Raw genomic sequence first — 15,370 nt, forward strand, 5'->3', positions numbered from 1 at the left:
TCGCATCTTTCTTCTAAAAAATAGAACGACCAATTCGCTCTGAAAGCAGCTCTAGCGCCTTAGTACCAGCAAGCGAGTTACCAGAAGGATCAAGCTCTGGAGACCATACAGCAATTGTCATCTCACCCGGAACGATGGCAATAATACCGCCACCCACACCCGATTTTCCTGGCATACCAACACGATACGCAAACTCCCCCGCCCCATCGTACAAACCACATGTCGCAAGCAAAGCATTCAACTGCTTAGTTTGAACCGGCGTGATGATCTTTTTCTTAGTTTGAACCGACACACCTTTGTTCGCCAAATAGCTAAAGGTTTTCGCCAAATCCACACACGTCATTTTAAGCGCACAGGCATGAAAGTAGTTATTCAGAACAGGGATAACATCATTTTCAAAGTTACCAAATGAACGCATCAAGTAAGCGATAGCCGCATTACGATCGCTGTGCATCATTTCTGAAGCCGCAACTACCTTGTCATACACAATATGAGTATCACCCGATAGCTGACGTACAAATTCTAATAAACGGTGTCTTGGTGCTGATAGACGGCTGTGCAATAAGTCTGCCACTACAATTGCCCCCGCATTGATAAACGGGTTACGAGGAATGCCTTGCTCCATCTCAAGTTGAATCATCGAGTTAAACGCTTGGCCAGAAGGCTCCTTGCCCACTCGCTGCCAAATTTCTTCGGGTTTATAAAGCACCATCGCTAACGTCAAGCTCAACGCTTTAGAGATAGATTGCACAGAAAAAGCTTCTTCTGCATCACCCGCTTGAATCACCTCTCCTTCATTGGTGTATACCGCGATCGCCAACTTCTGGTTCGATACGCGAGCCAGTGCGGGGATGTAATCAGCGACCTTTCCCTGCCCAATTAAAGGACGAACCTCGTCTAAAATCTCGGCTAAAATAGCTTGAGTTGGTTTCATGTGTGCTTACTTCTATATTGTTATTTTTGTAGGGGGATGACTTTACTTTTTTGTCCTTAAACCTCTATCGCAATAAAAGCCTAAGGACAAAAAAGCCAACATTACAATAATGTTGGCTTTAATCAATCCCATAAAGTGTAAGGTTTAACCTAAAGCAGATTTACCTTCACTTATTTGTTTCAGAATTACTTAGTACGTTTGTACTTAATATCCCAAACGCCATGACCTAAACGGTGGCCACGAGCTTCAAACTTCGTTAGCGGACGCTCATCAGGGCGAGCAATATAATCACCATCTTCAGCGATATTTTCGAAACCAGGAGCTACGTTCATCACCTCAATCATGTGTTCTGCGTAGTTCTCCCAGTCTGTTGCCATGTGAAAAATACCAGTCTCAAGTTGAAGCTTGCCGCGAACCATTTCTGCAAACTCAGCCTTAACAATACGACGCTTGTGGTGACGAGCTTTGTGCCATGGGTCAGGGAAGAACAGTTGCAGTGTATGCAGGCTGCTATCTGGAATCATGTGTTCAAATACTTCTACGGCATCGTGACACATTACGCGCAGGTTAGTTACACCCGCATCACGCGCAGTCCCCAAACAAGCACCAACACCAGGGCTGTGAACTTCAATACCTAAGAAGTTTTTCTCTGGTGCGTTCTTTGCCATTTCAACCAGTGATGCACCCATACCGAAACCAATCTCTAGTACAACTGGGTTATCGTTGCCAAATACTTCTTTCCAGTTAAGAAGCTCTGGGGTGTAGTCGATACCCATTGTTGGCCAACATTCATTCATCGCGCTTTCTTGGCCTTTGGTTAAGCGGCCTTCGCGGCGAACAAAACTACGGATCTTACGAACCAGTTTGCCATCTTCAGTATATTCGTTAGTGGTCACTTCACTCATTGATTTTTGCCTGCACATTGATTAATCAAAGCGGGGATTATCCAAAGAATTGCCTTCGGTGCAAGTCTTTCCGTGGATAAATTCCCACACAATTTGTCTGTTTTACATCCAACGTTAAGTGTGGTGCAATTTCGCTTCTAATAATAGCAAAGCATAGAGCATGTCGTGACTCCTTTCGCAACCGCCATATTAAAGTGGTATGACGCTTACGGGCGTAAAGAACTACCTTGGCAACAGAATAAAACCGCCTACACCGTTTGGTTATCTGAAATCATGCTTCAGCAGACTCAGGTAACAACAGTGATTCCATATTACCAACGCTTTTTGGAACGCTTTCCAACGGTTATTGACCTAGCAAACGCCGAACAAGATGAGGTACTCCACTTATGGACGGGGCTTGGTTACTACGCAAGAGCTCGTAATTTGCACAAGGCTGCCAAGATTGTTGCCGAGCAATATAGTGGTGAATTTCCGCTTTCTATTGAAGAAATGAACGCACTACCGGGTATTGGACGATCTACTGCCGCTGCAGTTCTGTCTTCGGTTCATAAACTCCCTCATGCGATCCTTGATGGTAACGTCAAGCGCACCTTAGCGAGAAGCTTCGCAGTAGAAGGTTGGCCTGGGCAAAAGAAGGTTGAAAACCAACTTTGGGAACACGCAGAAGCTCATACTCCGAAGAAAGATGTCGATAAGTACAATCAAGCGATGATGGACATGGGTGCGATGGTGTGTACTCGTAGCAAACCTAAATGTACTCTGTGCCCGATTGAAAGCATGTGCGAAGCCAAGAAGCTTGATAGGCAACTCGACTTCCCGGGCAAAAAACCTAAGAAAGAAAAACCAGTAAAAGAAACATGGTTTGTGATTCTGTACCACGATAATCAAGTATGGCTTGAACAGCGTCCTCAGTCTGGTATCTGGGGAGGCTTATTCTGTTTCCCTCAAAATGAAAACGCTGAGATCGAACATCAATTAGATCTTCGTTCGATCAAAAACAATGCTAAAGATTCGATCCAAACCATGATTGCGTTTCGACATACTTTCAGCCACTACCACTTAGATATCACACCTGTACTAGTGAAATTAGATAAACAACCAGATTTGATAATGGAAGGGACTAAAGGTCTCTGGTATAACTTATCAAAACCGGAAGAAATTGGCCTAGCCGCTCCTGTGAAGCAGCTTATTGAGAGCCTACCCTTTGAACTGAACGACGACGTTTGAATCCGCGAACGCGATAAGAGGAACCACTATGAGCCGCACTGTATTTTGTGCTCGCCTTCAAAAAGATGCTGAAGGCCTAGATTTTCAACTTTACCCAGGTGACTTAGGTAAGCGTATCTTTGACAACATTTCTAAAGAAGCTTGGGGACAATGGCAAAGCAAGCAAACCATGCTTATCAATGAGAAGAAGCTAAACATGATGGATCCTGAACATCGTAAACTTCTTGAAACTGAGATGGTTAACTTCCTTTTCGAAGGTAAAGATGTCGTTATTGATGGCTACACTCCACCAAGCGAATAAGACATTTATTTAAGCAAATTTTAATGACATCATGGTTAACGCTGCGATGTCATTTTTGTATGAGGAACTATGAAAAAGCTAAGTTACTTCCTAATAGCCATGTTATTAACTGGGTGCAGTCGTGAATTTGTCGAAAACATTTATGATGTTAACTACGAACCAACCAACCGATTTGTAAGTAATTTAGCGGAGCTACCCGGTCAATTTGAAAAAGACACTGATGCACTGGATGCTTTGATTCATAGCTTTTCAGGCAACATCCAAAAACGTTGGGGCAGCAGTGAAATAAAGATGGCAGGCAAAAGTAACTATGTGAAATACATTGATAATTACTTAAGCCGTTCAGAAGTAAACTTTAGCCAAGGCCTAATCACAGTAGAAACCGTCTCCTCTACCGAACCTAAAAAACACCTCAAAAACGCAATAATCACGACACTTCTGACGCCGGATGACCCGGCCCATGTCGACCTATTTTCTTCCAAAAGCATCAAGTTAGAAGGGAAACCTTTCCTCTACAATCAGGTCGTAGATCAAGAGAAAAAGCCCATTCAATGGACATGGCGCGCTAACCAATTTGCTGACTACCTGATCGCCAATAACCTAAAAACCAAGGAAGTCGATTTCAAAAAAGCTTACTACGTTGAAATCCCAATGGTGGCCGATCACGCTAGTAAACGTCGCTATCAGTACGCCGATATCGTTAGACGAGCGTCTCAACGTTATGACATTCCTGAAGACTTGATTTACGCGATCATCAAAACAGAAAGTAGTTTTAACCCATATGCTGTGAGCTGGGCGAATGCTTATGGTCTTATGCAAGTCGTACCAAAAACTGCAGGTCGAGACGTGTTTAAACTAGTAAAGAACAAACCTGGAGAACCCACTCCTGAGTATTTATTCAATCCAGAAAACAATATTGATGCTGGCACCGCGTACTTTTACATACTCAAAAATCGTTATTTAAAAGATATAACACACCCGACAACGCTCGAGTACAGTATGATTTCAGCATACAATGGTGGCACTGGTGGGGTACTCAATACCTTCAGTAAGGACAGAAAGCGGGCGATGCGCGACCTAAACTCGCTGCAACCTAGTCAAGCGTACTGGGCACTGACAAAGAAACACCCAAACAAAGAGTCGCGTCGATACTTAGAAAAAGTAACAAAATTCAAGATAGATTTTAACCAAGGTAAAACGTAAGCCTCACTTTTGAATAAAAAAACAACTAACGAACGTTTTTTTTAATTATTTTCAAAAAAGGTGTTGACGGTTATGCAGAAAATCCGTTTAATAGCGCTCCGTTGCCCGGATAGCTCAGTCGGTAGAGCAGAGGATTGAAAATCCTCGTGTCGGTGGTTCGATTCCGCCTCCGGGCACCACAATTTGATTTGTTGGTGTCATTACTCTTTAACAGGGAGTAGCAACACGAACAAAAGCATAAAGAATTTAGTGTGCCGACTTAGCTCAGTAGGTAGAGCAACTGACTTGTAATCAGTAGGTCACCAGTTCGACTCCGGTAGTCGGCACCATTCTTTTGCCTCGATAGCTCAGTCGGTAGAGCAGCGGATTGAAAATCCGCGTGTCGGTGGTTCGATTCCGCCTCGAGGCACCATTATTTGGTACTTAGCAAATAATGGTCTTTATAGACCTGATGTTGAGACAAGTAATTCCCCTTTAGTTCAGTTGGTAGAACGGCGGACTGTTAATCCGTATGTCGCAAGTTCAAGTCTTGCAAGGGGAGCCATTTTTAAAGGACTTCATTTTATATGAGGTTTTAATTGAAGAGTTTAACTCTTTAAGCAAAGAATTTAGTGTGCCGACTTAGCTCAGTAGGTAGAGCAACTGACTTGTAATCAGTAGGTCACCAGTTCGACTCCGGTAGTCGGCACCATTCTTTTGCCTCGATAGCTCAGTCGGTAGAGCAGCGGATTGAAAATCCGCGTGTCGGTGGTTCGATTCCGCCTCGAGGCACCATTATTTAGTACTTAACAAATAATGGTCTTTAATAGACCTGATGTTGAGACAAGTAATTCCCCTTTAGTTCAGTTGGTAGAACGGCGGACTGTTAATCCGTATGTCGCAAGTTCAAGTCTTGCAAGGGGAGCCACATTCAAAAAAGCCAAGTCGAAAGACTTGGCTTTTTTTCGTTTGAGCAAAGCTAACTCTATTCGATATTAACGCCCACTCACACCAAACCTTAATAACCCCTAATCCTATAAGTTAAAAGGGCTTCCTTTCCTACCTCGACCATACCCATCACCTCATTCATTTAAACGCTCTAAACCACCTCTGAAATTAAACGTTTTTATCCATTTACCGTCACATAAAAACAAACAACATACCAGCCTGTTACTTTTTTTTCTTCGTAAATTTAATCTTCATCATATTTTGATACCTTTCTGATATCTGCCCTAAACAAGTTAGATTAAGATTCGATAAAAATACCGAATACTTATTATTGAATTGCTACGCAGGAAAATATGAAATTAAAAACGCAAGCTTACTTATTATCGGGCATCATCTTGATCGCTCTGTTAGCGCTAACTGCTACTGGTTTATGGACCTTGAGAGTCGCTAGCAACATGGACAACAAAGCTCGCGTGACAGAGTTATTTAAGAGTGCATACAGCATTCTTACTGAAGTCGAAAAAATGGCTATTGATGGCACTCTAGAAGAGCAACAGGCCAAACAACTTGCTACCCGCCTACTACGTAACAACATCTATAAAGACAATGAATATGTTTATGTTGCTGATGAAAACATGACGTTTATCGCGACGCCTCTGGATCCACAACTACACGGAACCAGCTTTAATGATTTTAAAGACGGTGATGGAAACAGTGTTGGCCAACTCATTCAACGAGTACTTGGCAATCGCACTGGCCAGATCATTGAGTACACCTGGACACAAAAGCTTCCAGACGGAACGATTGAAGAAAAGCTGTCTATTGCAGAGAAGACCCCGCATTGGGGTTGGGTTGTCGGCACCGGTATCGGGTTCAATGAAGTTAACGCTCGTTTTTGGTCTACCGCTCAATGGCAGCTATTCCTTTGTGTGGTGATTGCTGGTCTTATTCTATCGAGCCTAATTGTATCCATTAAACGCATGCTAGCGCTTCTTGGCGGCGAACCTAAAGATGTACGAGAAGCAGTACAAGCCGTAGCACAAGGTCGAATTCAAACCTCTTTCGAAACTCAGGCAACTGACGGCAGTATTTACCAGGCCGTACAACAAATGAGTAAATCACTGGCTGAGCTCGTATCAAACCTAAATACTTCTATGCTGGCATTAAGAGGGGAATTACAACGTGTAGAAGATCGTGCAGGGTCAATCGCTCAATTGACAGAGACTCAGCAGCAATCAACGGAGATGATCGCGACAGCAATGACCGAGATGGCCTCTTCTGCCAGCCATGTTGCAGACTCAGCGAGCGATACTGCACGTAATACTGATGAGGCAGACAAACAGAGCCAACATACTCAACGCCTAATTCACAATACGGTGGACAATATTCAAGGCTTAGCGGGCCAGCTAAGTACAGCAAGTGAAGCTGTCTCTAACCTAGACAGCGATGTGAACAATATTGTGAAAGTACTCGACGTTATCGGTGACATTGCAGAGCAGACTAACCTCTTAGCACTTAATGCAGCCATCGAAGCGGCTCGAGCCGGTGAACAAGGCCGTGGGTTTGCGGTTGTTGCTGACGAAGTTCGCAACCTCGCAGGTCGAACGCAATCAAGCACAAAAGAAATCCAGCTAATGATCAATAACCTTCAAGAAGGATCCCGTAATGCAATTCAAACTATGGAAGTGTGTGCGGCAACCAGTGAGAGCACAGTGAAAGAGTCTCAAAGCGCCTCTGAAGCGCTACAACAGATTGTTATCGCTCTAGCGTCTATATCCTCAATGGGGCATGAGATAGCGACAGCAGCCGCTGAGCAGACCCAGGTAGGCGATGATATTTCGAAGCGTATCAACATGATCGAAGAAAGTGGCAACCAATTAAGCAGTGTAGTAACAGAAAGTCACAACAGCACCCAAACACTCGCCTCTCTTTCTAACGAATTAGAAGCTTGGGTTAATAGATTTGAAGTAAGACACTAAGCTCTCAGAAAAACTCTTAAATAAAAACGCACGTTTCCATACGTGCTTTTTTTATTTCAGCACCCATTCAGTGTAGTTAACCGTACTTTCGTGATCTTTTAGGGCATGCTAGATCTAGGTTTTTCGTCCTAAATGAACAAAAACAACCCACTAAGTATAGAAAAACATCAAACAATACTTTTTTTGCAATTTAGTGTTGACCCAGAACGCGAAAACACGTTTAATACACCTCGTTGCCCGGATAGCTCAGTCGGTAGAGCAGCGGATTGAAAATCCGCGTGTCGGTGGTTCGATTCCGCCTCCGGGCACCACAATTTATTTGTTGGTGTCTTAGACAGCAACAGCAAAGCACAAAGAAATATTATGTGCCGACTTAGCTCAGTAGGTAGAGCAACTGACTTGTAATCAGTAGGTCACCAGTTCGACTCCGGTAGTCGGCACCATTTCTTTAAAGCTTTAAGAACAATTCCCCTTTAGTTCAGTTGGTAGAACGGCGGACTGTTAATCCGTATGTCGCAAGTTCAAGTCTTGCAAGGGGAGCCAATTTAATCATCAAGCATAAGCTTTTTGGTTCATAATGCCGACTTAGCTCAGTAGGTAGAGCAACTGACTTGTAATCAGTAGGTCACCAGTTCGATTCCGGTAGTCGGCACCATTCTCTTGATTAGAGACTAAATAATCAATTCCCCTTTAGTTCAGTTGGTAGAACGGCGGACTGTTAATCCGTATGTCGCAAGTTCAAGTCTTGCAAGGGGAGCCAATTAAAAAAAGCCGCATCATTGATGCGGCTTTTTTGCATCTGAAGATCCTAACTTTCTCTATAGACACACCTTACCTTTCTAATACCTAATGCAGTTCATAGTTCAGCAGTTCCAATATTCTTCTAAAAGAGCCAGTTTTGCTCTTTAATTCCCTTTAAGATCATGTAACGACACATACACATAAAAGGTCAACCATAAAGGACTTTCAGCCTGTTTTATCTATAAATATCTCTATTAAACAGACCTAATGATAAGTATAGAAATGAAAGACCTAATAGTGAATCAAATAAGCTCTAGAGAGCCTCTAGTGGTTGTTTAAATTGAAGTGGCATACAATTACTCTTTATCAAAACTATCTACTACGATCGCTCCCATAGACGCAGGCATGGAAATAACGATCACCCTTTTGATCGATACTATTGGATCGCTTAATAGAGGCAGCTTATCCAAACAAGTTAGAACCAAAGCAACAACCAATGCTGTCATCACATAAGCAATAACGATTCTGAACACAAACACAGGGATACGAGCGACAACATCCTTTTGGAAGACGCTCTCATAAGTATAAAAGCCTAGAAACACAGCGGACAATAAAAACAACAACAGTAAATTAGCAGCCGGTAAGGTCTCCCCTAACTTCCACGCCTCTTCAGAAAAAGAAATAGGTACAGCCAAAGCAAAAGACCCAACAAAGATTTGGCTCGCATCTTCGAAGTTAAAGCTTAATTTCATAGAACTACCTTTAGGCTGTGGAATACCCCTAGTTACCAAAATCATCATCAAGCTATAAACTCATGATCGTGGGAAGTTTCTGATTTACCAGTTAACAAAAATAACTTTGCGTAGCTTTATACTAAACGCATTGACCAAAATATAACTTGAACTAATAAGCAATTATATACTCATATTGACGTTTGCTTTTAAGATGAGAAAAGATTTGACCAGCAGAGACTAAGGTTAAAAATAGGAATACGCACACGAGCAATCAAACAGCAACAGTTCGAATATGCCTACCTCTTGCTCTGCTTTCCCTAATCGTGAATAGGAGAAGCGGTCGCTGTCCCTTGGGGCATTATCTCCAGCAAATATCAAATGCAACAAAAAAGGAAGGCATGCTGGTGTGATAATGGTGGTGCAGGATGACTAATTGAAGATACTGGCTATACAGTTTCTAATGCTAGTATCATCAAACTCCCGCCATATTCACCTGTTCTGAATTACATAGAACAGGTATGGAGTTGGCTCCGTCAAAATGAAGTAGCAAACAGGTGCTTCGAAAACTATGACGATATCGTAGAGACATTATGTAGAGCGTGGAATAGGTTTTGTGAAGATAAAAGCAGAGTCATCTCACTCTGCTTTAGAGATTGGCTAAGACTGATAAGCTAATTAACGGAATTGGTATTACCTAGATAGCTATTATAGATTTCTGGCAGCTGCTTGACCAAAAGGCAATACACCATTATTTAGATAAAAAAAGCCTCGCTATTTCTAGCGAGGCTTCTTAATAAGTGGCGGAGTGGACGGGACTCGAACCCGCGACCCCCGGCGTGACAGGCCGGTATTCTAACCAACTGAACTACCACTCCGCAGTGTCTATTCAGCATAAAGCAAATTAAGTCTGACGATGTCCTACTCTCACATGGGGAAGCCCCACACTACCATCGGCGCTATTGTGTTTCACTACTGAGTTCGGCATGGAATCAGGTGGGTCCACAATGCTATGGTCGTCAAACAAATCCTGTTGTTAATTTGACTAATCAAATCAACTAAATAGTGGTGCTGATACCCAGACTCGAACTGGGGACCTCACCCTTACCAAGGGTGCGCTCTACCGGGCTGAGCTATATCAGCAATTTAAGAAGCGTTTAAACGATTCTAAAAATTTGGAGCCTGGCGATGTCCTACTCTCACATGGGGAAGCCCCACACTACCATCGGCGCTATTGTGTTTCACTACTGAGTTCGGCATGGAATCAGGTGGGTCCACAATGCTATGGTCGCCAAGCAAATTCTGTTTAATTGACGCCTCAGCGACAATTAATAATTCGGAAAACTGATTTAAAAGTCTATCTCTTCAAACTCATTCAAGCGTTTGGTATTGCTTTGAGTCCACAAAACCCCTTGGGTGTTGTATGGTTAAGCCTCACGGGCAATTAGTACAGGTTAGCTCAATGCCTCGCAGCACTTACACACCCTGCCTATCAACGTCGTAGTCTACGACAACCCTTTAGGACACTTATAGTGCCAGGGAAAACTCATCTCAAGGCTCGCTTCGCGCTTAGATGCTTTCAGCGCTTATCGATTCCGAACGTAGCTACCGGGCAATGCCATTGGCATGACAACCCGAACACCAGAGGTTCGTCCACTCCGGTCCTCTCGTACTAGGAGCAGCCCCTTTCAATTTTCCAACGCCCACGGCAGATAGGGACCGAACTGTCTCACGACGTTCTAAACCCAGCTCGCGTACCACTTTAAATGGCGAACAGCCATACCCTTGGGACCGACTTCAGCCCCAGGATGTGATGAGCCGACATCGAGGTGCCAAACACCGCCGTCGATATGAACTCTTGGGCGGTATCAGCCTGTTATCCCCGGAGTACCTTTTATCCGTTGAGCGATGGCCCTTCCATTCAGAACCACCGGATCACTATGACCTGCTTTCGCACCTGCTCGAATTGTCATTCTCGCAGTCAAGCGGGCTTATGCCATTGCACTAACCACACGATGTCCAACCGTGTTTAGCCCACCTTCGTGCTCCTCCGTTACTCTTTGGGAGGAGACCGCCCCAGTCAAACTACCCACCAGGCACTGTCCGTAACCCCGATTCAGGGGCCAACGTTAGAACATCAAAACTACAAGGGTGGTATTTCAAGGACGACTCCATCACATCTAGCGACGCAATTTCATAGTCTCCCACCTATCCTACACATGTAGGTTCAATGTTCAGTGCCAAGCTGTAGTAAAGGTTCACGGGGTCTTTCCGTCTAGCCGCGGGTACACTGCATCTTCACAGCGATTTCAATTTCACTGAGTCTCGGGTGGAGACAGCGTGGCCATCATTACGCCATTCGTGCAGGTCGGAACTTACCCGACAAGGAATTTCGCTACCTTAGGACCGTTATAGTTACGGCCGCCGTTTACCGGGGCTTCGATCAAGAGCTTCGACCGAAGTCTAACCCCATCAATTAACCTTCCGGCACCGGGCAGGCGTCACACCGTATACGTCATCTTACGATTTTGCACAGTGCTGTGTTTTTAATAAACAGTTGCAGCCACCTGGTATCTGCGACTCTCGTCTGCTCCATCCGCAAGGGACTTCACTGATAAGAGCGTACCTTCTCCCGAAGTTACGGTACCATTTTGCCTAGTTCCTTCACCCGAGTTCTCTCAAGCGCCTTGGTATTCTCTACCCGACCACCTGTGTCGGTTTGGGGTACGATTCCTTACAATCTGAAGCTTAGAGGCTTTTCCTGGAAGCATGGCATCAATGACTTCACACCCGTAGGTGCTCGACATCGTATCTCAGCGTTAAGAAAGTCCGGATTTACCTAAACCTTCCGCCTACGTACTTGAACCTGGACAACCGTCGCCAGGCCCACCTAGCCTTCTCCGTCCCCCCATCGCAATTGTAAGAAGTACGGGAATATTAACCCGTTTCCCATCGACTACGCCTTTCGGCCTCGCCTTAGGAGTCGACTTACCCTGCCCCGATTAACGTTGGACAGGAACCCTTGGTCTTCCGGCGAGGGAGTTTTTCACTCCCTTTATCGTTACTCATGTCAGCATTCGCACTTCTGATACCTCCAGCAGCCCTTACAGACCACCTTCAACGGCTTACAGAACGCTCCCCTACCCCACGCACCCTAAGGTACGTAGCCGCAGCTTCGGTGTATAGCTTAGCCCCGTTACATCTTCCGCGCAGGCCGACTCGACCAGTGAGCTATTACGCTTTCTTTAAATGATGGCTGCTTCTAAGCCAACATCCTGGCTGTCTGAGCCTTCCCACATCGTTTCCCACTTAGCTATACTTTGGGACCTTAGCTGGCGGTCTGGGTTGTTTCCCTCTCCACGACGGACGTTAGCACCCGCCGTGTGTCTCCCGGATAGTACTTACTGGTATTCGGAGTTTGCAAAGGGTTGGTAAGTCGGGATGACCCCCTAGCCTTAACAGTGCTCTACCCCCAGTAGTATTCGTCCGAGGCGCTACCTAAATAGCTTTCGGGGAGAACCAGCTATCTCCAGGTTTGATTGGCCTTTCACCCCTAGCCACAAGTCATCCGCTAATTTTTCAACATTAGTCGGTTCGGTCCTCCAGTTGATGTTACTCAACCTTCAACCTGCCCATGGCTAGATCACCTGGTTTCGGGTCTAATCCTAGCAACTGTACGCCCAGTTAAGACTCGGTTTCCCTACGGCTCCCCTAAACGGTTAACCTTGCTACTAAAATTAAGTCGCTGACCCATTATACAAAAGGTACGCAGTCACACCACGAAGGTGCTCCTACTGCTTGTACGTACACGGTTTCAGGTTCTATTTCACTCCCCTCACAGGGGTTCTTTTCGCCTTTCCCTCACGGTACTGGTTCACTATCGGTCAGTCAGTAGTATTTAGCCTTGGAGGATGGTCCCCCCATATTCAGACAGGATATCACGTGTCCCGCCTTACTCGATTTCACTGATGATGATGTGTCGGTTACGGGGCTATCACCCTTTACTGCGCCACTTTCCAGAGGCTTCACCTGCATCATTAAAAGCTTAAGGGCTAATCCAATTTCGCTCGCCGCTACTTTCGGAATCTCGGTTGATTTCTCTTCCTCGGGGTACTTAGATGTTTCAGTTCCCCCGGTTTGCCTCCTGTTGCTATGTATTCACAACAAGATACGTGCTTATGCACGTGGGTTTCCCCATTCAGAAATCCCAGACTCAAAAGGTTATTACTACCTAATCTGGGCTTATCGCAAGTTATTACGTCTTTCATCGCCTCTGACTGCCAAGGCATCCACCGTGTACGCTTAGTCACTTAACCATACAACCCGAAGAAGTTTCGTGTTGATGTCAAATCACCAAGGTTTTTGGTTGTCATCAAGAAGGGTTAATTCTTGATGACTGTTTGCCGGACTCAATTTACTTTTTGTTTCCACTTTTTAATAAAAAGTAGAATCAAAAAATGAACAATCATTGCTGATCATTCGAATACAAGACACTTGAATGTGTTTGTTGTGTTTATGCTGTTCTTATTAAATAAGAGCAGATAAACATTGAGAACTTTTAAATTTGATTAACTTAATCACAGCCTTGAGCTGTTTGATTTCACTTTTTAAAGTGAAAACCAATTAAGTAATCAGTCAGCTTTCCAAATTGTTAAAGAGCATAAAGCAAAAAGCTTTAATCAATAACTTACGTTATTAATTAAAGCTCTGGCTTTAACTAAATCTAAACCATCAATCTGTGTGGACACTCATCGTCAATATCTTCGTATAAGGAGGTGATCCAGCCCCAGGTTCCCCTAGGGCTACCTTGTTACGACTTCACCCCAGTCATGAACCACAAAGTGGTAAGCGTCCTCCCGAAGGTTAGACTACCTACTTCTTTTGCAGCCCACTCCCATGGTGTGACGGGCGGTGTGTACAAGGCCCGGGAACGTATTCACCGTGACATTCTGATTCACGATTACTAGCGATTCCGACTTCATGGAGTCGAGTTGCAGACTCCAATCCGGACTACGACGCACTTTTTGGGATTCGCTTACCATCGCTGGCTCGCTGCCCTCTGTATGCGCCATTGTAGCACGTGTGTAGCCCTACTCGTAAGGGCCATGATGACTTGACGTCGTCCCCACCTTCCTCCGGTTTATCACCGGCAGTCTCCCTGGAGTTCCCGACATTACTCGCTGGCAAACAAGGATAAGGGTTGCGCTCGTTGCGGGACTTAACCCAACATTTCACAACACGAGCTGACGACAGCCATGCAGCACCTGTCTCAGAGCTCCCGAAGGCACTCCTGCGTCTCCGCTGGATTCTCTGGATGTCAAGAGTAGGTAAGGTTCTTCGCGTTGCATCGAATTAAACCACATGCTCCACCGCTTGTGCGGGCCCCCGTCAATTCATTTGAGTTTTAATCTTGCGACCGTACTCCCCAGGCGGTCTACTTAACGCGTTAGCTCCGAAAGCCACGGCTCAAGGCCACAACCTCCAAGTAGACATCGTTTACGGCGTGGACTACCAGGGTATCTAATCCTGTTTGCTCCCCACGCTTTCGCATCTGAGTGTCAGTATCTGTCCAGGGGGCCGCCTTCGCCACTGGTATTCCTTCAGATCTCTACGCATTTCACCGCTACACCTGAAATTCTACCCCCCTCTACAGTACTCTAGTTCACCAGTTTCAAATGCAGTTCCGAGGTTGAGCCCCGGGCTTTCACATCTGACTTAATGAACCACCTGCATGCGCTTTACGCCCAGTAATTCCGATTAACGCTCGCACCCTCCGTATTACCGCGGCTGCTGGCACGGAGTTAGCCGGTGCTTCTTCTGTTGCTAACGTCAAGAGATAGCGCTATTAACGCTACCCCCTTCCTCACAACTGAAAGTACTTTACAACCCGAAGGCCTTCTTCATACACGCGGCATGGCTGCATCAGGCTTGCGCCCATTGTGCAATATTCCCCACTGCTGCCTCCCGTAGGAGTCTGGACCGTGTCTCAGTTCCAGTGTGGCTGATCATCCTCTCAGACCAGCTAGGGATCGTCGCCTTGGTGAGCCATTACCTCACCAACTAGCTAATCCCACCTAGGCATATCTTGACGCGAGAGGCCCGAAGGTCCCCCTCTTTGGCCCGTAGGCATCATGCGGTATTAGCCATCGTTTCCAATGGTTATCCCCCACATCAAGGCAATTTCCTAGGCATTACTCACCCGTCCGCCGCTCGACGCCCATTAACGCACCCGAAGGATTGTTAGTGTCGTTTCCGCTCGACTTGCATGTGTTAGGCCTGCCGCCAGCGTTCAATCTGAGCCATGATCAAACTCTTCAATTTAAAGTTTTGATTACCTAAATTAATAGGTGTGACTCAACGAATACTGACTTCAAAACTATTCTTTATAAATAAAGAGTGTAATTTTAAAGCTATTATCTTTC

At 45.2% G+C, this 15,370-nt stretch carries 8 protein-coding genes, 14 tRNA genes and 4 rRNA genes; 17 read left to right on the forward strand and 9 right to left on the reverse strand.

Translation table 11 applies throughout. From position 1 onward, the window contains the following. Positions 1-13: 13 nt before the first annotated feature. Together glsB and trmB are read right to left on the reverse strand one after the other, a co-directional pair. Positions 14-934: a glutaminase B gene (gene glsB / locus OCU50_RS12220; protein ID WP_060468658.1), complete on the reverse strand. Its 921-nt coding sequence runs from the start codon at positions 932-934 to the stop codon at positions 14-16. A 185-nt stretch (positions 935-1,119) separates the two neighbouring features. Continuing rightward, positions 1,120-1,839, reverse strand: coding sequence for a tRNA (guanosine(46)-N7)-methyltransferase TrmB (gene trmB / locus OCU50_RS12225; RefSeq protein WP_017056513.1), 720 nt, complete (start codon positions 1,837-1,839; stop codon positions 1,120-1,122). Positions 1,840-2,004: 165 nt separating this feature from the next. Between trmB and mutY the strand changes: the two genes are divergently transcribed. The 16 genes from mutY to OCU50_RS12305 all read left to right on the forward strand — a co-directional run bounded on the left by mutY (position 2,005) and on the right by OCU50_RS12305 (position 8,236). After that, positions 2,005-3,066 (forward strand): A/G-specific adenine glycosylase, encoded by a 1,062-nt coding sequence (gene mutY / locus OCU50_RS12230; RefSeq protein WP_060468659.1) that lies wholly within the window; start codon positions 2,005-2,007, stop codon positions 3,064-3,066. A gap of 28 nt (positions 3,067-3,094) precedes the next feature. Beyond that, positions 3,095-3,367 (forward strand): oxidative damage protection protein, encoded by a 273-nt coding sequence (locus OCU50_RS12235; RefSeq protein WP_004735465.1) that lies wholly within the window; start codon positions 3,095-3,097, stop codon positions 3,365-3,367. Between the two features lie 69 nt (positions 3,368-3,436). After that, entirely contained in the window at positions 3,437-4,570 is a 1,134-nt protein-coding gene (mltC, locus tag OCU50_RS12240) for a membrane-bound lytic murein transglycosylase MltC (protein ID WP_060468660.1), read from the forward strand. A 103-nt stretch (positions 4,571-4,673) separates the two neighbouring features. Then, positions 4,674-4,749 (forward strand) — tRNA-Phe (locus OCU50_RS12245). A 74-nt stretch (positions 4,750-4,823) separates the two neighbouring features. Continuing rightward, positions 4,824-4,899: transfer RNA gene (locus tag OCU50_RS12250), tRNA-Thr, on the forward strand. Between the two features lie 7 nt (positions 4,900-4,906). Next, positions 4,907-4,982, forward strand: a tRNA-Phe gene (locus OCU50_RS12255). A gap of 56 nt (positions 4,983-5,038) precedes the next feature. After that, a tRNA-Asn gene (locus OCU50_RS12260) sits at positions 5,039-5,114 on the forward strand. A gap of 71 nt (positions 5,115-5,185) precedes the next feature. Then, a tRNA-Thr gene (locus tag OCU50_RS12265) sits at positions 5,186-5,261 on the forward strand. Positions 5,262-5,268: 7 nt separating this feature from the next. Further along, positions 5,269-5,344, forward strand: a tRNA-Phe gene (locus OCU50_RS12270). Between the two features lie 57 nt (positions 5,345-5,401). Next, positions 5,402-5,477: transfer RNA gene (locus tag OCU50_RS12275), tRNA-Asn, on the forward strand. A 373-nt stretch (positions 5,478-5,850) separates the two neighbouring features. Further along, a complete protein-coding gene (locus OCU50_RS12280) occupies positions 5,851-7,476 on the forward strand; it encodes a methyl-accepting chemotaxis protein (RefSeq protein ID WP_060468661.1) in 1,626 nt (541 codons plus the stop codon). 235 nt (positions 7,477-7,711) lie between these two features. Continuing rightward, positions 7,712-7,787 (forward strand) — tRNA-Phe (locus OCU50_RS12285). Between the two features lie 56 nt (positions 7,788-7,843). Beyond that, a tRNA-Thr gene (locus OCU50_RS12290) sits at positions 7,844-7,919 on the forward strand. A gap of 24 nt (positions 7,920-7,943) precedes the next feature. Then, positions 7,944-8,019: transfer RNA gene (locus OCU50_RS12295), tRNA-Asn, on the forward strand. A 36-nt stretch (positions 8,020-8,055) separates the two neighbouring features. Beyond that, positions 8,056-8,131 (forward strand) — tRNA-Thr (locus OCU50_RS12300). A 29-nt stretch (positions 8,132-8,160) separates the two neighbouring features. After that, positions 8,161-8,236 (forward strand) — tRNA-Asn (locus OCU50_RS12305). Between the two features lie 337 nt (positions 8,237-8,573). Here OCU50_RS12305 and OCU50_RS12310 read toward each other — a convergent pair. Then, entirely contained in the window at positions 8,574-8,969 is a 396-nt protein-coding gene (locus tag OCU50_RS12310) for a DUF2391 family protein (RefSeq protein WP_017056509.1), read from the reverse strand. Between the two features lie 489 nt (positions 8,970-9,458). Between OCU50_RS12310 and OCU50_RS20760 the strand changes: the two genes are divergently transcribed. Then, on the forward strand, positions 9,459-9,626 hold the full coding sequence (locus OCU50_RS20760) for a hypothetical protein (RefSeq protein WP_390903982.1): 168 nt from the start codon (positions 9,459-9,461) through the stop codon (positions 9,624-9,626). 123 nt (positions 9,627-9,749) lie between these two features. Here the strand turns inward: OCU50_RS20760 and OCU50_RS12315 are convergent. The 6 genes from OCU50_RS12315 to OCU50_RS12340 form a co-directional block, all read right to left on the reverse strand. Further along, a tRNA-Asp gene (locus OCU50_RS12315) sits at positions 9,750-9,826 on the reverse strand. A gap of 30 nt (positions 9,827-9,856) precedes the next feature. Further along, a 5S ribosomal RNA gene (gene rrf, locus OCU50_RS12320) occupies positions 9,857-9,972 on the reverse strand. Between the two features lie 42 nt (positions 9,973-10,014). Continuing rightward, positions 10,015-10,091, reverse strand: a tRNA-Thr gene (locus tag OCU50_RS12325). 37 nt (positions 10,092-10,128) lie between these two features. Further along, a 5S ribosomal RNA gene (gene rrf, locus OCU50_RS12330) occupies positions 10,129-10,244 on the reverse strand. A 127-nt stretch (positions 10,245-10,371) separates the two neighbouring features. Continuing rightward, positions 10,372-13,264: ribosomal RNA gene (locus OCU50_RS12335) — 23S ribosomal RNA — on the reverse strand. 452 nt (positions 13,265-13,716) lie between these two features. Beyond that, positions 13,717-15,269 (reverse strand): 16S ribosomal RNA (locus OCU50_RS12340). Together the 16S, 23S and 5S rRNA genes with 2 tRNA genes alongside form the textbook arrangement of a ribosomal RNA operon. Positions 15,270-15,370: the final 101 nt, after the last annotated feature.

This window comes from Vibrio toranzoniae, from assembly GCF_024347655.1.
GTDB lineage: Bacteria > Pseudomonadota > Gammaproteobacteria > Enterobacterales > Vibrionaceae > Vibrio > Vibrio toranzoniae.